This is a genomic window from candidate division KSB1 bacterium (assembly GCA_024655945.1).
Classification (GTDB): Bacteria; Zhuqueibacterota; Zhuqueibacteria; order JANLFK01; family Oleimicrobiaceae; genus Oleimicrobium.
Genome location: JANLFK010000008.1, coordinates 112,423 through 133,065 on the forward strand (window position 1 = coordinate 112,423; position 20,643 = coordinate 133,065).

11 protein-coding genes are annotated in these 20,643 nt (G+C 61.6%); all 11 read right to left on the reverse strand.

Translation table 11 applies throughout. The features are described 5' to 3' along the window. Positions 1 to 103: 103 nt before the first annotated feature. Positions 104 to 1,390, reverse strand: coding sequence for a glucose-1-phosphate adenylyltransferase (locus tag NUW13_11165; protein ID MCR4439582.1), 1,287 nt, complete (start codon positions 1,388 to 1,390; stop codon positions 104 to 106). A gap of 686 nt (positions 1,391 to 2,076) precedes the next feature. Continuing rightward, entirely contained in the window at positions 2,077 to 2,550 is a 474-nt protein-coding gene (locus tag NUW13_11170) for a DUF4276 family protein (protein MCR4439583.1), read from the reverse strand. A 2-nt stretch (positions 2,551 to 2,552) separates the two neighbouring features. Then, positions 2,553 to 3,713, reverse strand: a complete 1,161-nt coding sequence (locus tag NUW13_11175; GenBank protein MCR4439584.1) for an ATP-binding protein — start codon at positions 3,711 to 3,713, stop codon at positions 2,553 to 2,555. Between the two features lie 204 nt (positions 3,714 to 3,917). Further along, complete coding sequence (locus NUW13_11180; GenBank protein ID MCR4439585.1) at positions 3,918 to 5,582, reverse strand: ribulokinase; 1,665 nt, start codon at positions 5,580 to 5,582, stop codon at positions 3,918 to 3,920. Between the two features lie 30 nt (positions 5,583 to 5,612). Next, positions 5,613 to 6,707: an ATP-dependent 6-phosphofructokinase gene (locus NUW13_11185; protein MCR4439586.1), complete on the reverse strand. Its 1,095-nt coding sequence runs from the start codon at positions 6,705 to 6,707 to the stop codon at positions 5,613 to 5,615. A gap of 330 nt (positions 6,708 to 7,037) precedes the next feature. Continuing rightward, entirely contained in the window at positions 7,038 to 8,846 is a 1,809-nt protein-coding gene (locus NUW13_11190) for a family 16 glycosylhydrolase (protein MCR4439587.1), read from the reverse strand. A gap of 42 nt (positions 8,847 to 8,888) precedes the next feature. After that, positions 8,889 to 10,439: a hypothetical protein gene (locus tag NUW13_11195; GenBank protein MCR4439588.1), complete on the reverse strand. Its 1,551-nt coding sequence runs from the start codon at positions 10,437 to 10,439 to the stop codon at positions 8,889 to 8,891. 8 nt (positions 10,440 to 10,447) lie between these two features. Next, positions 10,448 to 11,518: a PorV/PorQ family protein gene (locus NUW13_11200; GenBank protein MCR4439589.1), complete on the reverse strand. Its 1,071-nt coding sequence runs from the start codon at positions 11,516 to 11,518 to the stop codon at positions 10,448 to 10,450. Positions 11,519 to 11,553: 35 nt separating this feature from the next. Next, positions 11,554 to 15,015 carry a hypothetical protein gene (locus NUW13_11205; protein ID MCR4439590.1) on the reverse strand — a complete coding sequence of 1,154 codons (3,462 nt, stop codon included), beginning with the start codon at positions 15,013 to 15,015 and terminating at the stop codon, positions 11,554 to 11,556. 67 nt (positions 15,016 to 15,082) lie between these two features. Continuing rightward, positions 15,083 to 17,773, reverse strand: coding sequence for a TonB-dependent receptor (locus NUW13_11210; protein MCR4439591.1), 2,691 nt, complete (start codon positions 17,771 to 17,773; stop codon positions 15,083 to 15,085). Positions 17,774 to 17,945: 172 nt separating this feature from the next. Then, positions 17,946 to 20,546 (reverse strand): T9SS type A sorting domain-containing protein, encoded by a 2,601-nt coding sequence (locus tag NUW13_11215; protein ID MCR4439592.1) that lies wholly within the window; start codon positions 20,544 to 20,546, stop codon positions 17,946 to 17,948. Positions 20,547 to 20,643 lie beyond the last annotated feature (97 nt).

Here is a 20,643-nt window from a genome sequence, read left to right on the forward strand (position 1 = left end):
GGGCGGCTACCGTTCCTAAGACGGCGAACATCGGCAAAAAGTTGTCGGCGACCGGCCCACGAAAGCCGTTATCTTGGCTCCCTGCACAGAGCCGGACGGGAAGTTAACCGATGATGGTCCCGGGCAGGATGATGGCGTTCTTGGGCACGATGAGGATGCCGTCGCGAATGACAAAGTTGTCGGCTTTGACAAAGCCCTCGCGATGGCGATTCAGGATCTGCACGTTGGCGCCGATGCGCGCGTTCTTGTCGATGATCGCCCGCTCGATGAGGCAATTGTGGCCAATGCCAATCTCCGGGATGCCCTGCGCAGCCGCTGCCTGCCGCTCCTGGTCGGTCTCGTAGTAGTCGGCGCCCATGATGATTGATCCGTAGATGCGCGTGCCGGAGCGCACGATGGAGCGGATGCCGAGAATGGAGTCCTTGATCTCGCATTGCTCCACGATGGAGCCGTCGGCGAGGATGGTGCGCTCGATGAGGCTGGAGGTGATTTTCGCCCCGGGCAGATAGCGTGGGCGCGTGAAGATGGGGGCGCGCTGGGTGTAGAAGTTGAACTTGGGCACCGGGCGGGTCAGGTCAATCATCGCCTCGTAGAAGGAGCTGATGGTACCGATGTCCTCCCAATAACCATCGAAAAGGTAGGCGTAGACTCTGCGTGTCTTGATGGCATAGGGGATGATCCCCTTGCCAAAGTCTTCCTCCCTGCTTTCGTTGAGGATGTCGAAGAGGGTCTGGCGTTCAAACACGTAGATGCCCATGGAGGCAATCAGTTCGCGGCCGTTGCTTTGCACACCAAAGTTGCGCAGTACCTCGGCTAGCACACGCAGCGACTCCACCTCTGCCGGGTCATTGGGTTTCTCGACAAACTTGATGATGCGGCCGCGGGTGTTCGTCTTGAGAATGCCGTAGCGGTGAGCCACCTCGCGGGAGACGGGAATGGCGCTGACGGTGACCTCCGCCTTGCTGCGCACGTGCCAGTCGATGAGCTTGCGGAAGTCCATGGAGTAAAGGTGGTCGCCAGCCAAAATCAGGAAGCGCTCGTTGCTGGGTGCGTCGAAGTATTGCAGGTTGCGGCGCACCGCGTCGGCAGTGCCCTGGTACCAGGCGGCGCTTTCCGGCGTCTGTTGCGCCGCTAAGATCTGCACGAACCCGCCGCGGAAGGGATCGAAGTGGTAGGTGGCTGCCACGTGCTGATTGAGGGAGCGCGACATGTACTGCGTTAGCACGAAGATGCGATTCACTTCCGAGTGGAGGCAGTTGCTGATAGGGATGTCGATGAGGCGGAACTTGCCGGCGATGGGCACTGCAGGCTTGGCTCGCTTGGCGGTGAGCGGCCACAACCTCTCGCCGGCTCCCCCGGCCATGATGATCGCGGCCACGTTTCTGGTCATGTGAGACTCCCGTTTCTACCTGTGCCTAAGACTAAGTAATGATCTCATGGCATGGCGGAGCGGTGCAAGTGCGCCCGACCGGAAGACTGCTTGTTGTGGCCGGTGAACCTCCAGAGTATCGTGCACTCTGTCTAGGTTCCGTGCGACGTCCGAGCGCAGGCTGCCGCATCTGCCCCGCGCAGAGTGCCTGGTCCCATTCGCGGAAGAGGCGGTGCTTGACGAGACCGCGCCCACGCCCCTTTCCCCCGTTTCCGGTACCAGTCTCGGCACGGACAAATGGCAGAAGCAGCTCACGCTGGTACCAGTCTGCAAGGGCGCAGCGGGAGTCAGGGACCTGAGAGTGCATCCGCCGGCGCTTGGCCCACGTGGGAAGGCCTCCCGCAGTGCACAGGAGGGAGACGCTGGGAGCTGGCCAGCTGGCATGGCACCCGCCACCATTGAGGTGCCCTCCGTGGGTGCGTGGTGGACCTGCCGATGTGCCGCCTCGCCCACGCCGAGGTGAGGAACCTGAGGACGCGGACCACATGCCCGCAGAGTGGGAAAGCAGTCCTTTTTCTCTCCAGTGATCATCGTCTTGCCTGGACGAGTTGTTCGACACAGCGGATGGCGCGGTGCAGGCTTTCGGAATGATGGCGTGCCACCTCCGGACGCCAGTGTCTTGAAGCGAATTCAATGAGTCGGGACGCCTAGGCTGGTCCTTCGCGCCGGCCACTTCCCGGACGCGGCACCATGTCATCCCGGATCTCTCGACGACGAGAAGCACGCGCCAAGTTGATCATTACCGCCTTCGGATCCTCCTCGGTCTCAGGACAAACAGGAACCTTCTTGCGCTCAATTCCCAAGAAACTGGCCAGCTTCTCCGCGTCGGCAAGCAACCAAGCCTCAACGGCACGTACAGCCACGCGAAAACACAGAAACCTGGCTCTGTTTGGCAGCCACTCTTTGCACAGGAGCGGCGCACATGGGAAATCGCGATCAAGGTCCACGAGCACAATCCACGGGGTCCGTCGCGCGGCGATGTTGAAGCCCTTGATACTGTCGCGCAGGTAGCGCTTGCCATTCTTGCCGTAGACGTGGCCTAACGTTCCACCGGCGCAGTCAACGAGGCGGCGTACCACTGCCTCATCCACGATGCCCTCTACGGCGGCGTCGATGTACATCCTCACAGCTCTCCAAACAGAGACAGGTGCTCCGCTCTGTCCGGCGCTGTCTTTGGAATGACCGCTTCCGCAAGGGAAATCCCTCCTTCCATGAGGTCCCGGATGTCCTGGAAGTCGCCCGCGGGCTTCACCTCGGTGCCGTCCGGACCCGGGCAGAGAAGCAACACCTCGTCCAGTGCTATCCCATCGTCTCTCAACAGGTCACTGCAATGAGTGCTCACAATGATCTGTCTGCCGGTCCTCCGCTGCATCCGGGCAAACATCTGGGGAACATACCGCACCACCTCGGGGTGGAGTGAGAGCTCTGGCTCCTCCAAAAGCAGCGGGCCGGTGCCAGCCATGATTGCCCATAGCAGGCCCATGAGGCGTAAGGTTCCGTCGGAAAACTGCTCCTCCGTCTGCCAGGCCCCCTGCGGGCGCCAGTGCTCATACTTGCCCCGCAGGTGGGGCGTGCCGCGGGCGTCGCGCCACAGGTCAATCTCAGCAAGCTGCGGCACTGCAACCCGGAGCGTCTCCTTGATGCGCCGCAGCCGCGCGCTTCGCGTCTTTTCTTGCGTCTTCGCGATGGTCTCGAGAAAGTCGCCCCCAAATGGGTCATTTGCACGGCCCACGGAGCGGTCTGGCTCCCTCACAAGCTGCGGCACGATGTGAAGGTACCGGACCGACTCAAAAAACGACACCAGTTCGCGAAATGGCCGGTTCACATTCACTTGCTCAAGGTGGGTTTGGGTGAGAAGTTCAGGGTCCTCAATGTCCTCCTGGTTGGGACGGTCGAGAAGGACTCCTACGTGGCACCTCACCCTTTCCCTCCTGATGATTGGCCGCTGTTTGTTCTCCTGGTTGAACACCAGTTCGTATTCCCATGGCGGTGCCGATGGCCCAGATGCCACAGTGACCCGCACCTCAATGGCCGAATAACGTCGAGCCGCCAGGCACCTTAGGGCGCTGACACCACCGCGGCGGCGGATTGCCTCTTGAAAGCCGCCGCCAGGCGTAGCAAGGTCGCGCAGAAACCGAAAGACGTCGAGGAAGTGCGACTTGCCCGAAGCATTGGGGCCGACCAAGAATACCCGTTCTTGGAGAGGGACATTGATGTGGGCAAAATTCTTCCAGTTCCGAAGCTCGAGGCTGGAGAACAAAGGAGTGCGAGTCTTCTCACGCATAATGAGCGGCCTCCCTATGCTTCTTGCTTAGCCCACCTTGCTCTTGCGATCGCTGCTACGGAGAGGGCCATATGCATCGATCCTTTCTGCATGGTGCGCGACTATTGCGGGGGCCAGCGTCAGCACACCTAATGTCCCCATGCGCTCGACCGAGCATTTGGTTGTCAAGGCCTTTCGGTTTCGTTTTTCCCACACTCGACGTTTCTATTCCCCCCGTGAGGCCGCTGCCCTGAGGCGGCGGAGCACCTTCATGGTGTCGTTCACCCCGCGGCCAAAGTAGTCGTGCAGCCGCACGTATTCCGCGTACAGTTGGGCGTAGATTGCATGGTGGGCAGGCACCGGCCGGTAGACGGTCTCCTTCTGCTTGGCCATGCGCCTTGTCGCTTCGGCAAAGTCGTCAAAGCCGCCGGCGGCGCGACCGGCGGCAATCGCCCCGATGATGGCCGCCCCTAACGCTGTGGCCTGGGCCGAGGCGGCGAGGCGGATCTCCCGCCCGGTCACGTCCGCATAGATCTGCATGAGCATTGGGCTCTTGTCGGCAATTCCCCCGCAGGCATAAAGCTCCTGCACGGGTATGCCTTGCTCTTCGTGGTTGTCGACGATCTTTTTGGTACCGAACGCCGTCGCCTCCACCAAGGCGCGGTAGACCTCCTCTGGTTTGCTGGCTAAGGTGAAGCCGACGATGAGCCCAGACAGCTCCGCGTCCATGAGGATGGAGCGGTTGCCATTCCACCAGTCCAGCGCCAACAGGCCGCTTTGCCCAGGGCGGAGGCGTGCAGCCCGCTGCTCCAGCACCTTGTAGGGATCAAGACCGTTGCGCGTGGCTTCTTCGTGGAGCTCTACCGGCAGGTGCTGGCGCACGTACCAGGCGAAGATGTCGCCCACGGCTGCCTGGCCAGATTCGTAGCCCACGTATCCGGGTACGATGCCGTCTTCCACTATGCCTGCGATGCCCGTGGCAGTCACTTTGGGCCCCAGCACCATGTGGCAGGTGGAAGTGCCCAGGACCAGCACCATCTTTCCCGGCTCCGCCACGCCGGTGCCGAGCACCGCGGAGTGGGCATCGATGATGGCCACGCCCACAGGGGTGCCTGCGCGCAAGCCGAGACGCTGGGCCACTTCGGCGCGCGTGCCCACCGGGTAGATGCTGGTGCTCAGCTTGTCAGCAACCACGTCTCTGAAGCGGGAATCCAAGGCGGCGAAAAAGTCCGGCGAAGGATAGCCTGCCTGCTTGTCCCAAAGGGCCTTGTAGCCCGCCTGACAGGCGCTCCGTTTTTCCTCGCCCGTGAGGTACCACACCAGCCAGTCGCCGCCCTCGATGATGCGGGATGCGGCCTGGTACACCTCCGGCGCCTCGCGCAGCATCTGCAGCGCCTTTGGGAAGAGCCATTCAGAAGCGATCTTGCCGCCGTAGCGAGCCAGGAAAGATTCTCCCCGCTGCGCGGCCAGGTGATTGATCTCGTCTGCCTCAGGCTGGGCAGCGTGATGCTTCCAGAGTTTGGGCCAGGCATGGGGTTGCACGGCAAAGGCTTCCGTCAGGCAGGGAGGAGTGCCGTTAGCAGTGGTGGGCAGCACCGTGCAAGAAGTAAAGTCGACGCCAATTCCCACCACCTGCTCCGCTTCGACCCTTGCCTCCCGGATGGCGTGCGGCACGATGTGCGCCAGGGCGTGCAGCCAATCCCCTGGGTGTCGCACTGCCCACTCGTCGCCCAATTTCACGCCGGACTCGGGGAGCTCCTCAGTGATGACCCCGTGGGGATACTGCGCGACTGCGGTGGCGAGCTCCTCCCCGGAAGAGAGATCGACCACCACCGCGCGTGCCGATTCGGTGCCAAAGTCAAGCCCCAGGCTCACCAGCCTTCTGTCCATGCGTCTCTCCTGACGGGTTGTGGTGCGGGATCAATCGCCCAGGCAGCTGCCGACACTGCGCGCCACGGCAATCAATGGCGAGTCCAAGGGGACTTTGCGGGTCTTGCCTCCCACCTCCTTAATGGGCACGTGCTTCAGCTCGCCACCCTGGATGCCCACCATGTGGCCAAAGTTGCCGTTCACCACCATCCTCACCGCTTCGACGCCGAAGCGCGTGGCGAGGATGCGGTCGTAGGCAGTCGGCACGCCGCCCCGCAGCAGGTGCCCCAACACCGTAACCCGCGTCTCCACTTTGGTGCGTTGCTCGATATCTTTGGCCACCACGCTGCCGATGCCGCCCAAGCGGATCTTGTCCGGGCTCCCTTCGATCAGCTCGCGCACCACCATCTTGCCCCCTTTGGGGGCCGCCGCTTCTGCGACCACGAGAATGCTGAAACGGCTCCCGCGGAAGTTGCGCTCTTTCACTCGTTCGCAGACGATATCGATATCGTACGGGATTTCCGGGATGAGGATGATGTCGCCACCCCCGGCGATGCCGATGGTTAGGGCCAACCAGCCGGCATAGCGGCCCATCACTTCCACGACCATCACGCGGTGGTGCGACTGAGCAGTGGTGTGCAGGCGGTCAATGGCTTCGGTACCTGTGGCCACCGCCGAATCGAAGCCAAAGGTCACGTCCGTGCCGTACAGGTCGTTGTCGATCGTCTTCGGCACTCCGACCACCGGCAGGCCCTTGTCCATCATGCGTGCCGCTGCTGCCATGGTGCCGTCCCCGCCGATGCAGACCAGGGCATCCAATCCCAGGTTTTCGAAGTTGTGCATCGCCTGGTCGGAGCGGTCGCGATAGACCATCTTGCCGCCTTCGAGCATCGGGTAGTTGAAGGGGTCGGCCCGGTTGGAGGTGCCAAGGATGGTGCCGCCCCTGGTCAGGATGCCGGAAACCGCTGCATAGTCCAGGTCCATATAGCGGTTCTCGAGCAGACCTTCGAACCCATCCACGAAGCCCACCACTTCCATGTCGTATTCCAGCAGCGCCGTCTTGGTCACCGCACGGATCACAGCATTGAGGCCGGGGCAATCGCCACCACCGGTCAGCACCGCCAGTCGCATCCGTTTCTTCGGCATCTTCCTCTCCTCCACGTCCTCAAGTTCGGTGCAGGTGCACGGATCCCTTTCACGTCGTCCAGCGATCTGGCTCCGAGTAACTGGACGCCGCGAAAATATACACAGTTACGGCCCCAATATCAAGGAAGAAATGCCCGCGGCTGGAGGCGGCTTGAAGCGGAGGAGTCCGGAGCCTTGTGATTGGGATTCGCCCCATTCCCACGCCCGCACGCCGACTCCGAACAGTAGGAAGGTGAGCGAGGGCGCCAGGCTGGAGGAGCGGCTGCCAAGCATCTTGGTAGTGAGGAGTTGGGCCCGCAGGCCGCGGTCAGCGGGAAAAACGGAGGATGGTCACCTGCTGACAGTAAACTTCTTGAGGATGGCGCTGCGGGGCGTCTCCACCCGCAGGAAGTAGATGCCGCTGGGCAAGGGGTATCCTTGGCTCCCAAGGCCGTCCCAGCTGAAAATGTGGAGGCCGGGCGCCTGTTCGCCTGCAAACAACTGGCGGACCACTCTGCCGAGAGGGTCATAGACCGACAGGCGCACCTGCCCTGGTGCGGGAAGGGCGTAGCGGATTGCCGCCGGTGGCACAAGCGGGTTCGGGTAGAGCTGGCAAGAAAGCCCGTCAGCTGGCACATAGCTCTGTCCGGGTCCAACAGCGGAGGAGGCCTCCTCCACGATCAGCCCGCACAGCAGGGTAGAGTCGCGGCCGGCAGCAAAGTGGACATCCAGGACGCCATCGGTCACCGGCACCTGGTCGGCCACCAGTTGGAAGGCGACGCCGTTGCCGGCCTGCGCGGCCAGGTCCAAGTCGCGAGCAACGCTGCGCCCTTCGACTACCACATCGAAGCGGCGCTGCCCTGGAGCCGTCAGGCGCGTCTCCGCGAAGAGCAAGGTGACGCGGTAGTTGCCGGGCTGCAGCCGCACCATGTAGCGCACCAGGCCACGGCGCTGCGCACGATAGACCGCAGGCACCTCGGTCTGGGCAATTGGCACAGAAGCTGGCTCCTGCACCTTTTTGCCATCGGCGTAGCCATACTCGCTGCGCTCGTTCCACCCCTGGTCGGGCAGAAAGTCTCCGAAGGCATCCCCGCCCACGTTTACCTTTAACGGCAGGGTAAGTGGCGTGGCAAAGATGAGGTTGACTACCTGGCCGGTGAGCCTATTGGGCTGCGGCGCCCGATCCTTGATCCCCATGACTACCAGAGTGCCCGTGCTGTTTTCGAGCCCATGCGCCTCGAGGGTGACGGTACGGAGATCTTCGCCGAGCGAGGCGCGGGAGATGGTGGCCCCTGGGACGAGAAAATTCCCCACCCTTTCGGCACTTTCCCTGTCCACCTCTTCACAGAAGCGGACCAGGACTCTTTCCCTTTCTGCCCTGGCCCAGAGGACCGCGGGTGGCTTGTTGTCCACATACCCAAGGTTGACCGGATCGGTGAGACAGAGAATCATTAGGCCGTCCTTGAAGACCACATTCTCCGGCACAAAGTCGCAGTCGTTACCAGGAAAGGTATGGGTGGCCTTCTCCCACCTGGTCTGGTCCCAAGCGTCAAAGTGGTCCGTCCACTGATGCGTAAAATTGTGGTCAGTGCCGGTGTCGCCGACGCCCGGCGTGTAAGAGGCGTAGCTGACATAATCGTAGAAGGCAAAGCGGGGCAGGATAGAATCCGACCATGGTCCCACCCAATCGTGGTATGCCGGATTCCAGATGTTCATCATGATCTTCTGAGGTCGGCGCAAGGTGAGCACATGTTCCTCGGTCTGCCGATACACTTCTTCTCCATCCACAAACCAGGCCACATACTCCGGCGTCCACTCGATGGCATAGACATGAAAGTCCACATGCGGGTTGAAGGGCACCCACTGGTGGCGGAGGTGAATCATCTGCCGCGGGGTGATGGTAGTAATTTGCACGTCGTCTGTGTACCGGCCATGGATTTCGATGTCGATCTCGTTCCAGCTCACCGTCGGGTCGATGTCGTTGTAGGTGAAAAAGGTGGAGACGTGGCCCTCGCCTGCAGAGGCTTTGTAGCACACCTCAAAGCGGCCGTACAGATACGACTCTCGCGTGCGCAGCTCGGCCCCTTTGTAGTTCTTGGCAGTGCTCGGTGCTACAAACAAGGCCACAAGAATGACGGAACAGGAAACTGTCCACTTCATGGCAGGTCCTCTTGTCCACACACCGGCAGAAAGGGGAAGGCGTTACCCTCCCATCTTGTGCCCGTAGTCGAGAGGGTGGACTGTGGTGAGCAGCGGGAACATGGGTACCAGCACCGGGTACGGCGCCCCTCGTTGCAGCACTAACATGTCCAGACGCGTGAGTTTCAGGCGCTCGAAACGGTCCGTGTCGATCTCAATCTGGTCGCTGTACTTCTTTTGCAGTTCTCGCACGTAGGGGTTGAGGTGTTGTTCGATCACCGCCACATCGACCCGCGACAGGTCACCTTCCTGGCCTCGGGCCCGGAGGAAGAGGTTGCGCTGATAGAGGGCCAGAATGTGGTCTTGCCACATCTGCACGTTGCGCTGCACAGGAAGGGCCCTGTCATATCCCCGCTTGTAAGCTTCCTGGGCAATGTACTTGTCGCGGATGAGGTCAGCGATGGCCAGGCGCAGCTGGGCAGGAAACTCGCCTTTCTTGATGTGCCGGGTGCGGAACACCAGCGGATGCGCGTCCAGCTCCTTTTCCAAGTCCGCCACGGTCCATGTCGTGCCATCGATGCGCAGCAGCGGCATGGTGCGCAGCTGCGCGATGTCGTCGCCCAACCGGTCCACGACCAGCTCTTCGTCTCCCTGTTGCCAGAAGCCCCGATTGAAGGCTTGCCTCTTCTCCTGTGGCGACGCCAAGAAGAGCGGAGCCAAGGTGGCGGCCAAACGGTAGAAGGTGTCCTCCACCAACACCATCTTCTTGCCGCGCATGGCCTTCTGGACGAACTGCAGGTACGCCTGCTCGGCGCGTTCCTGGCGGACTGCCTCCTCCACATCGCTCCACTGCTGGCGCATCTGGGTGTCCGAGAGGAGCAGTGCCTGCTTCCACCCCTGCACTTGCATCACGGTGTACAGAGTGTCGTCGATACGCACCGGCCCGACGACGTCTCCCTGGACGAAAGGCTTCGAAAAGAGCGCCCGCTTGATGGCTTCGTGTTCGGCGCGGCTCCAGGCCACTTCGCGCTCGGGTATCAGGCCAACACCTCCCACCAAGGGGAAACCCGCGGCGAATGACCGACCCGCGGAAAAGTGCTCGCGCAGCAGCTGAGCCAGGCTGTCGCCACTGAAGGTGTAGTAGGCCACGCGATAGGTACGCGTGGATGCCTGGAAACGTGGCGCAACGTCCTTTCGTTTCAGCCTGATTTGCGCGTAAAAGTCGCGATAGAACAACCACTGCCGCATGGCCTGCTCCTGGCGGCCGCGCAGATAGGCGCGAAACTGGGCGTTGTTGGCGAGCTCATTCTCTGCCCCGGCCTCCATGGCGAGCAGCTTTTCGGCAATCAGGGTGTTCAGGACGATCTTGCGGTGCACGTAACTGTCGCCCCGGCAGTACGGGGGACGTGGTGTGTACTCGGCACGGCGGAGAAACTCATCCACCGTGATCACGCGCTCGCCCACGCGCGCCAGCGGCACCTCAGCGGGCAATTCAGGCTGCTTGTGGCAGGCGAGAATGACGAGCGCCCCCGCAAGCAGGGCAAGCGACGCGCTTACCAGCCAAGGCCGCGGAGGCGGAATTGCAGGGCCGCTCTGGTCAGCCTTTCTGCGCATGGCAAAGTTCAAAACAGGACTCCTATGGTGTACGCATGCACCTTGCCGAGGATGCCCAGGCCCCGGTAGGCGTACTCAAGCTTGAGCGCCGTGTTGTGCATCATGTAGATGGTGGCGCCGCCACCAAGGGCCAGACCGTATTCCGAGTCCTCCATGAACAGCGCCTTGTAGCCGGCACGAAGGAAGAAGGAGCCTGTTGCCGGCAGGATCCATTGATATTGCGCCCCCACATTCACCGACTCGCTGTTGTTGTTGGGATGCAGAGCGTCGATTGCCAAGGTCAAACGGTGACGCTCCCGCACCACGGGATTGACGGCGACGCCAATCCTGAAGAGCAGGGGCAACTCCCAGGACTCCAAGCGGAACTGGCCGCGCACGTCCCGGTAGTTGCCTTGCTCCAGCGGCAGGATGTCGATGGGCTGCAACAGGTCCATGCCGTCGTAGCGCATCTTGGTGCCAAAGTTAGCGAGGCTCATGCCGATGCTCATGCCGTCGGAGCGCTCGCCCGTCGGCGAGAAAAAGTGGGTCTGCACCAGCACGCCCAGATCGGCAGCCACGGCGTAGGCGCCCACGTGCCAGATTTGGGAAGAGACGTACTTTGCGGAGGCGCCAAATGAGAACCACTGCGCCAGGCGCCGCGAATAGGAAAAGGCGAAGGCAAAATCAGTGGCGCTGAACGTTTCGCCTGTCCCCTCCTGGCTGGCTACAGTGGTGACCTCCATTTCGCCGTAGCCGGTGTGGTAAAGGCTCAGGGCAAAGGTTCCAAGGCGAGGCAACACCAAACCAACGGCCGCGGCCGAGGTGTTGATGTCCAAAAGCCACGGCTGATAGGTGAACTGTGCCTCGCTGCGCGTCATGTAGCCCAGCCCGGCTGGGTTCCAGTAGGTGGCCGAAAGGTCGTTGGCGACGCCCACGTAGGCATCGCCCATGGCGGCCCCGGCGCAGCCGAAGCCTATCTCCAAGAAATTGGCGGCCGTGGTCCCCGCCCGGTGCGGTTTCTGACCGTAGGAGAGTGAGCTCCAGGCCAGACAGAGGACCGCCACCGCCGTCCCCACTCGCTGCCAAGTGCTGTTCATCATGTCGCCCTCATGTGTTAATTGGTCTTGCCCTTGGGTCACTTGATGATGGCAAATTTGCCCATCTGCTCATCGCCCGTGGCGTGCGCCTTCACATGGTAGAGGTACATGCCGGCAGCCACTTCCAGACCCTCCTTGGTGAGCAGGTCCCAGTGGGCGGTGCCGTCGTCGAGAGGATTGTCCACTTCCAGCACATCCACCAGCACGCCGCTGACCGTGAAGATCTTGATCGTGCATCTGGCGGGCAGGTGGGTAAACATCAGACGACGACGTTGGTTCAGACGCCAATTGGACACTGCCGGCTCCATGGCATTGGTGGCCACATACGGGTTGGGCACGACTTTGATAGTGCGCATGGTCTGGCGCAGCGCGGCCACATCTAAGGGTCCGGCCTCATTGACCGTGAACGACAGGGTGTCGCCGGAGAAGAACGGCCGCCTGAAAGTGACCCGGTACACATCGTTGGGCTTGGGCAGTCTGCTGCTGTCGCCAGCAGCGCTGAAGTCAAGAATGAACGCCGTGCCTGCCCACTTGCTGTCGGTCGTGACCGGGCCCACCAGCACGCGATCCTGCAGAATATCGAAGCGCAGGTTGGCATTCCTGTCGTGCACCACAAGGTCCAACAGCTCTGGGGTGCCTCCCTGGCCGGCAAAGGAGCGGTTCACCACGTAGAAACTGAAGGGAAGGTTGACCAGCAGCGCGGAGCGACTGATCCGCTGGCCGGTCTCGTCGCGCATGGTCTTGGTACTCACCCTGCCCACATAGGCGGAGTCTTTCCCGGTAAAGACGATCTCATAGTCCCACGGGAACAGGTTGCTTTCGGGCGTTTGCACCAGCCGCATGGGGCTTGAGCCGACCAACCACCCGCTGCGCGTCCCGTCCAGCTCCGCGGTGATCACCGGGTGGAGCATTTTCAGGCGTACGCCGTCAAAGATATCGGTGTAAATCTCCCTGCCAGCGACAAAGTGCGAATATGGCTTGAGGACGGAATCCACGCACACGATGTTATTGTAGGCGAAGCGTCGCGCGGTCTCCTCGTAGACCAAGGCATTGTCCGCGCTGGCGTCGAACACGTGAATACCGCTGGTGGTGTAGAGGAGGCCGTGGGCATAGTTGGTCACCGCCGTGAGCGTGTCGATGCTGAAGGTCACCTTGTAGGTGTGGCCGGTCTTTAGGCTTCTCTCGGCCAGGATCTCCGGGACGATGGAGCCGCAACCGAAAAGGAGGCCTTCGCTCTGGCTTCCTACGGTGGGCGGCACGTAGCCGGCAGCAGTCTGATGCGGAGTCACAATCTGCACGTTTTTGCCGACCGCGCGCACCTCCTCGGCCTCGTCCAGATCGATGTAGATGCTGTTTTCCGACGGAGCGATGCCGGGCCCAATGTTCACCGCCCCGGAGTCGTAGGCCACCAGCGCGTAGTAGTAGGTGCGCCCGTTCTCCACTTCGCGGTCGATGAAGTAGTGGGTGATGCCCGAGTCGTCGCCGAGGTAGTAGCCAGCACCGTTCACCAAGCCGTAGTTGGTGAAGCCGCGCTTGCCGTCTTTCAGGTCACACTGAAAAATGGGCTTGCGGAACATCGGCGTGCCGTACCCGTCAGTTATCACCTCGCAATCGGACATCTTCTTATCGGTGGCGCGGAAGAGTTTGTAGCCCTGGAAGTCGTTGGCGTTCTTGAGGAATGGGTCGCGTGTGCGGGTCTCCGCGACGTTGTCCCAGGTGAGGATCACGTAGCCATCTCCTGGGGTGGCCGTCAACGTGGGCATCTCCGGCGGCTTGGCGAAGCGGTAGTCGCTTTCGTAGACGACCTGGACGATGCGTTTGACCTCGAAGAGGGCAGGTGCGCTGTGCTTTGGCGAATTCAAGCCTTCCAGGGGGTCGTAAGAATGGAGCTCGGACATGGAGATGCGCTCGGTGCGCCCTTTGTACAGCGGGAACGGCCCCGAGGCGAAAACCTCGATGAGATTGGAGATCTTGCCATAGTACTCGATGAGCGTGTCTGAGGCCATGATCTCCCACATCGACTTGTCGCCGCGGAACCAGCGGTAGTCAGAGGCGTGGCTGGGCACTGGGAAGAGCAGGAACGCAGTGAGGCCGATCATGTCGGATTCGGAAACGTCGGTCTCGGCAAAGTTCGGCTCCGCTCGCCCCTCCACGCGGTCAGGGCGGTGGTTGCACTCGCCCTCGTCGGGCCCGGTGTAGTTCAGCTCGGCAGGGCCGACGCCGTCCAGCCCCACGTCGTCGCCTGGATTCTCGGTGATCTGGTAGACGCCATCGCCGTTGAGGTCCTCGCCATCCTGCCAGTCCTGGTCCTCGTCGGCATCCCAGTGGGGGCGGAGGTCCTCGACCTTCAGGTTGTAGAAGGAGAGGAAGGCGCTCAGGTTGGCGATCCCGTCGGTAGGCCCGATCAGCCTGGTGGCGTCGTTGTCGCGCTTTTCGTCGATCAGTCCGTCCTCGTCGTTGTCCACCCCGTCCCAGCCAATGCCTGGGCTTTCCAGGTAGGCAAAGCCCATGGTGCCCGTGGGCAACCCTCCCTGCCCGATGCCGTCCACGTCCCAGGAGTAGGCCATGTCCACCTTCTTGTCGAAGAAGCCGAGCTCGTCGTCGCTTTCGCCGCCGACGGCGTTATCGACCCAGTAGCCGAAGCAGACCTGGGGCAGGTCGTAGTCAGAGATGTTAGCGATGGTGTACTCCCAGAAGATGGCGTCGCGTGCCTGGGGGTTGTTCCACTGGAAGCCGCGCTGTTCGACACGAACGCCGATGCCGCCCCACGGTTTGCCCTTCTGGATGGTCACCTGCGGGCGGATGTCGCCGATCCAGACGCCGGGGCGGGGATAGTACTTCACCCGGTCCTCGGGGCCGAGGTACTCCTGGTCCTGGGCGTCGTTAGCGACGAAGTAGGTCTCCAGGTCGGCTTCCATTTTGCCGCGGCCGAATCGCCCGTCCCATTCACCGGGCCAGTGGAGGAGGCGACCGGTGTAGGGCCATCCCTCGGGGGGCCACGAGTCCGGGCGGTTGCTCATGGCCGGATATTCGCCTGCTGCGTTGAAGTAGCCGAACACGGGATACAGACCCCATTCGATGGTGCCGGTAGGGTCACGGTCCATCTCCTCGCGGTAGCTGGTCTGCAGAAAGTAGAGCGTGTCCAAGTCCTTGCGCGTGCTGATCTGCACCGGGTCGGTGACCGGGATGGAATCGTTCTCCACGAAGACGCGCGCCCCGATGAGCAGCCCCACGCCGTCGGTCATGCGCACACCGCTCATGTTGTTCGGCCAGCGTGACCACTGCGAACCTACCACGCCCGACACCCACTTGGCCAACTCGGTCGTATTCTTGAAGTAGATAAAGACCCGATTGCCGGTCATGTACCCCTCCCTTATGGCGGCAATGTCGCCGGCAGGGTCATCGGGCCCTTCGTACTTTCGCCCTTGAGCGAAGAGCACACTGCTCAACGCGCAGAGCACCACCAGGGCGATTCCTGCGAACTTGGCTGACTTGAGCATTTGGCATTCACCTCGTTGTCTGAACGACCTTGTTTTTCACCACAGCCCTTCCTGCTGCGCCGTCTCGTTAGAACACCAGGCCGATGCCGAACTTGACTAAGCGCGGCGCCGCGAACATCGAGGGGTTGTGCACCCGGTCCATGTAATCGTTAAAGTCGCTGCGGTGCCCTGCAATGTCAGAGGGACGCACCACCGCCGTGTAGGCCCGACCGGTCTGGCTGTTCACCCACACCTCGTTCAGCCGGTCCAAGAGATTGTAGACGTTCAGCGTCATGCGGCACTTGAACGAGGCGGACAGGGGAATGGTGTAGAAGCTGCTCATGTCGACGCTCACCCGTGCCGGTCGCCAGGCGTTGTTGGGATAGAGGTTTACCCGCGCCAGCATGCTTTCGGGCAAAGGGTCCCAGGTGTACGGTGCACCCGAGTTGTAGTAACCGGTAAGCGTGGCCCCGTAGCGGGCAGTATTGTAGCCCACGGTGACATTGAGCGTATGGCGCTGGTCCCAGCTCATGGGGATCAACCGCACGACGGGGTCCATGCTGTTGCCGGCGCGGTCGAAGGTTTGCGTCGGGTAGTCGGCGTTGCCGCGCGTGTACTGCAGCGTGTAGTTGAGGTAGGCGGAAAGAGGGCCACGCACAAAGTCGTACTTGACCTCCAAACCCTTGGCGTTGCCATAATCTTTGTTGCTGTAAAGGCCGTATTCGATCTGGTTGAAGGTGGTGATGACCTTGGCACTGAGGAGGTCGTAGATGTCACGATAGAAGAGCGCGACCTCCAAGCCCATACCGGGGATGAGCTCCTGCCAGAGTCCGACCTCGTACTGCACCGTCTTTTCGGCCTTCAGTTGGGGGTTGCCCATGACGGTGACAAAATCGGTGGGCGCCACCCGGAAGTCATGGTTCTGGTAGAGTGCATACAACGGCGGCATCTGGAAGAAATGCCCATAGCTGAAGCGCAGGAGGGCGGTTCTTCCTAACTGGTAGGAAAGGCCGAAGCGCGGGCTGACCTGGACCTTTGGGTCGGCCTTTGGATAGGTGGACATCCGGGACGGGTCATCGAACGTCAGCTGGTTGGCAGGATTGCGGGGTTGCGAGGGGTAGACCGTCTTCGGGTCGAAGTAGTCGTAACGCACCCCTAAGTTGATGACCATCTCGTCGAATTCCATCTTGTCTTGTAAATATGCGGAGAACTCCAGAGGCCTGACGCGGTACAGGTCGGTGTAGATGGAAGAGTCGGGCAGCACCACAGGCTGGTAGAGTACGCTTTCCAGGTCGGTGTTGTAATAGAGGTTGCGAATCTCTTTGTACCGATTGTGCAGGTCGTAGCGCGTCACCTGGAAGCCACTTTTCAGACTGTGGCGAGAGGTAGCTTGCCAGGTCAGATCATATTTGATGGACTGCTCCCGCATCAACCGCTCGTCGTGGCCTTTCTGTTGGCCCCCCGTGAAAAAGCCGGGGCCGGTGTCGCGCAGGAACTTGTCGTGCACATATCGCTTGTCCAACGGGTCTTTGAACACGTACCAGCCGTGGTCGTGGTAGAGGGCCGAGAGCTTGAGCTCGTAGAAAAGACGAGGCGAGAGCATGTGGTTGAGTTGCAGCGCACCCATGTGCGCGTCGCGGTGGGTGGCGGCCATGCCGTCAGGATTGTACTTGAAGGCATGGTTATAGTCGTGCCACTCGTCCCGGTTGAGCGTGTAGAGGAGGCCTACCTTCAGGTTTGGCGACGGACGCCAGGAGAGCTTGCCCATCAGGGAGAGGTTCTTGCCGCGGTTCATGGGCACGTAGGCACTATCGCCGGCATGCTCTGAGTACCACTGCGCTGGGTTATCGGATTCGAAGTTGCTGTAATCGGAGGGGCGAAAGCGGCGCACGCCGTTGAGATGGTTCTTGTTGTCCTGATAGCGAAAGTCGGCGAGAAAAGTGAGGCGCTCGCCCAGCAGCGGCCCGCTCAGCTGCGCCTTGTAGTCCTGGTTGCGCGTGAGTTCCTCGTCGCGCAGCCCAATGAAGATGTCCTTGTGCGCGGTGAGGAAATTAGCCAGGTCTGCGGAGAGCGCGCCGTGCAACTGATTGCCGCCGTCCTTGGTGACGGCGTTAACCACGCCGCTCATGGCCCTGCCATACTCGGCATTGAAGGTGCCGGTAATGACCTCGAGGTCGGCAATGGCGGTGGGTTCAAGGTAAACGTGTCGGCCGGAGCCGCCGAACGACTCGGTCACCTTCATGCCATCGATCAGGTAGGCCACCTCGGTGAGGCGTCCTCCCCGAAAATGGCCTTCCACCACGCCGGCCTGCAGGCCGATGACCGCGCCGACGTTCTCCACAGGGAGAATGTCCATGAGCTCGGAGGAGACGTTGCGGATGGAGCTGGTCTGGTCCTTCTTGATGACCACCCTCTCTGCCTGCACGACAACCTCTTTGCCCTCCAGCACCGTGGGGCTCAGGCGGATCGACACCTCCTCGGTGCGGTTGACGGAGACACGAACGTTCTGCAGGCGCACGGCCTCGTAGCCGATCATCGTGGCCCGCAGGGTGTAGGTGCCGGGTGGCATGTTGAGAATGAAAAACTGCCCATTCTCGTCGGTGGCGGCTCCCCTGGTGGTGCCTTCAACAATGACGTTCACCCCGGGCAGCGGGCCGCCCGTGCTGGCATCCACGACCCGGCCGACGATCTTACCTGTGGTTTGCGCCCACGCCAGTGGGGCAAGACCGAAGAACACGGCCACCAGCACGAAAAGCGATGTCATCTGTACACGGCGCATAGCTCGATCCTTGCATGGTACGCTCACCTGGACTCCAGAGGAGTCGGTTTCTTATACGGGAAGACGACAGTTCGTGCGTCATCTGATTTTCAAGCCTTGGCGCCCCCAGCCTGGTCAACCCCGCCGCGTGGCGACGGGGTTGACCACTACGGCTGACTGCAGGAGGCAGCACCTAACGCATCAGCACCATCTTTTTGGCCTGCACAAAGTCGCCCGCCCGCAGTCGATAGATGTACACGCCGGACGGCAACCCCTCAGCGTTCACGGTCACCGTATGGGTCCCTTCGGGCTTGAGCTCGTCCACTAAGGTCCTCACCTTCTGCCCCAGGGGGTTGTAGAGCTCCAGCTTCACCACCCCTGGCTTCTGCAGTGTGAAGGTGATGACGGTGGCAGGGTTGAATGGGTTCGGGTAGTTTTGGCGGAGCTCGTAGGCCAGCACCGTCGGGGCCTTCGGGGCTGTCGGCACCTCGGTGCGGACAAACATGGTGTCGCCAATCCAGGTGTAGGTCCACTCCTGCGGGTTTTGCCACTGGTGGTCGGTGCTCACCGGTGACAGGCCGAGGTTGCCCTGCCAGGTGCCCCCATCGTTGTCGTGGAAGTAGAGGTCGATGGGGATGCGCATGCCGCGCACCGGGTGGAAGCGGACGTCGTTTTGCACCGGCAGCGCGTCCAGCGGTATCTTGGCCTCTATCACATAGTCTCTACCGCCGAGGTCGGAGAAGTAGTAGTTTTCGTGCTCGGGGGTGTAGAGCGTGCCTCCACCCGAATAGTCGAGCTGCAGGTGGTCTTGCACGAAGTAGATAATGTAGTCGGGTTCGGCACCGCGCTTGATGGCGCTGTGCTGCACGCCCCGCTGGTCGTAGAGGCCGATGAACATCTGGAAGGCATCCTGGTCCCACCAGTTGCCCGGGCCGTAGAAGTAGGAGTCATCCACCACATCGGCGGCGACGTAGAGGAAAGTGTCGTCCACCGCCAAGTAGACGGTGCCGGTCAGGTCGGCTTCATCCTTGACGTCGCCCACCGGGACGTGGTGTGTCTCCGGCTTGATCACAAACGGCATGATGCCGCTGGCGTCCCACTCAGCCAAATCGCCGTCGGCGGCAAAATTAGTCGGCGGCTCAAGCGAGATGGTGGCGATGCCTTGCGCGGTGTTGGTGGCTGGTCCGGACAGGCCCAGGGCGCTGACGTTGCCGGCAGCATCCTTGCACTCCACGGCATAGTAGTAAGTGAGCTCCTTGTCCACCAGGGGATGGTAGAGCCAGTGCGTCACCGCCTGGGTATTCTCCGGCACCTTGGCTGCCACCACGTCCAACGCCGCTAAGTTGGCGGGGTCGATGGGCTGCAGGCTGGCGTAGACCGTGTAGGTCTCGTCCCTTTCCCCGGGGACATCGCGCCACACCACCAAGTTGTAGTAGGCTCCAGGGACGCCACGGACATTCTCCGGCGCCTCTGGTGCCGTAATGTCAATGGCCGGGTTACCGGTCCAGATGTCGTCCAGGTGAACCTCCTTGCCCAGGCCGCTGGCCTGCTTGATGTTGACTTTGAGACCGGCGACTTTAGTGCAGTCCATCTCGCCCCCTTGCCACTGGTTGGTGGTGGGGTTCCAGCCGCCGGCAAAGCGGTTGAAGTCCTTGAGGGCGATTTTCACCTGCTTCCAGGTGCCGTCGTAGCCCACCGCCGCTTCATCCAGCAGGTAGATGGCGTTGTACTCGAGGTCCGGTTCCACGCCCCAACCATCTTCATCCGGGTCGAAGAGCACCACCTCCAGCTGTCCCAGGCCGGCGTTGGCTTTGATCTTGAACTGCAGCGAGTCGCTTCTCCAGGCGGCCTGAAGGTTCTTGGGCGAAGTCAAGAACAGACCCATGCCGTCGCCGACCGCCCAGTCGGCAGAGGGTGTGCGCCACAAGATGGAGCGCGTGCCCGGGGTGGAGGCCTCGACGTCGGTCACCTCGGCGGAGCCTGTCCCGCTCCAGCCTCCCCACAGGGTCACATTGCTGGGCACCTCCCGCCCATTGAAGAAGATGATCTCCACGCGCGTGGGCGAGAAGAGGGCCAGGTGGTCCAGGATCACGGTGCCGGTGCACACATCTCCTGCGCCGCTCCCGCTGATGGAGAACTCCAAGGAGAAACCCTTGATCTTGTCCAGGTCGAGGATGTCGTTTCCCTGGATTCCTGCCCATCCGGTGCGGTTAAAAGCGCCACCGCCCCACTCGTCCAGATTGGGGTCAAATCTGCCGTCCAGCAGCGGCATGGCGATGCGATACCAGCCGGGGGCGTTGTCCAATACGTAATGGAACGAGTAGTAGTACTCGGACTCCATGACGTTGTAAGTCCTCACCCCGTTGGGCGAATCGCTCACGTCGTGGAGGTTAAAGCGCAAGTGCACGCGGCCGGGCAGCGACTGCGGCGTTTCGTTGTAGTACCAGAACATCACCGAGTCGTAGGCCGACCAGTCGTAGAGCCCGTTGGAGTCGGGGTTCCAGTGCTCCAGCTTCACGTAGCCGCCCCAGCTCTCGATGTCGTGCGCGCTGTACTCCAGGCGCATGGCGCCAGCCCCCTCTTGTACCGGATTCGGCACGTAGCTGACCTTCAGCCAGCACTTGGCAGAGTCGGCGTGATCGCTGGTCTGATAGTGCTGCCCGCCGTGGTTGGCGAAATAGGCCCAGTAGTTGGTATCGGCCGGTGCCGCATCAAAGCTGTTGATCATATGCTCCTGGGCAACAACCAGAACGGGCGCCGCCAGCAAAGCCGCAACGAGCAAGACTGTCTTCATGGCTCCGACCTCCTGTTTGGTTTGGCGTCATTTAACAGCAACGCTTCACACTGTGTGGAACATCAGGCCGCCTCATCACCTCCTTTCTGGATCCGTT

Bases quoted from the DNA above. Each gene is read 5' to 3' on its own strand.
- NUW13_11215 (MCR4439592.1), bottom strand. From the start codon at position 20,546: ATGAAGACAGTCTTGCTCGTTGCGGCTTTGCTGGCGGCGCCCGTTCTG.
- NUW13_11210 (MCR4439591.1), bottom strand. From the start codon at position 17,773: ATGCGCCGTGTACAGATGACATCGCTTTTCGTGCTGGTGGCCGTGTTC.
- NUW13_11175 (MCR4439584.1), bottom strand. From the start codon at position 3,713: ATGCGTGAGAAGACTCGCACTCCTTTGTTCTCCAGCCTCGAGCTTCGG.
- NUW13_11200 (MCR4439589.1), bottom strand. From the start codon at position 11,518: ATGATGAACAGCACTTGGCAGCGAGTGGGGACGGCGGTGGCGGTCCTC.
- NUW13_11185 (MCR4439586.1), bottom strand. From the start codon at position 6,707: ATGCCGAAGAAACGGATGCGACTGGCGGTGCTGACCGGTGGTGGCGAT.
- NUW13_11180 (MCR4439585.1), bottom strand. From the start codon at position 5,582: ATGGACAGAAGGCTGGTGAGCCTGGGGCTTGACTTTGGCACCGAATCG.
- NUW13_11190 (MCR4439587.1), bottom strand. From the start codon at position 8,846: ATGAAGTGGACAGTTTCCTGTTCCGTCATTCTTGTGGCCTTGTTTGTA.
- NUW13_11195 (MCR4439588.1), bottom strand. From the start codon at position 10,439: ATGCGCAGAAAGGCTGACCAGAGCGGCCCTGCAATTCCGCCTCCGCGG.
- NUW13_11205 (MCR4439590.1), bottom strand. From the start codon at position 15,015: ATGCTCAAGTCAGCCAAGTTCGCAGGAATCGCCCTGGTGGTGCTCTGC.
- NUW13_11165 (MCR4439582.1), bottom strand. From the start codon at position 1,390: ATGACCAGAAACGTGGCCGCGATCATCATGGCCGGGGGAGCCGGCGAG.
- NUW13_11170 (MCR4439583.1), bottom strand. From the start codon at position 2,550: ATGTACATCGACGCCGCCGTAGAGGGCATCGTGGATGAGGCAGTGGTA.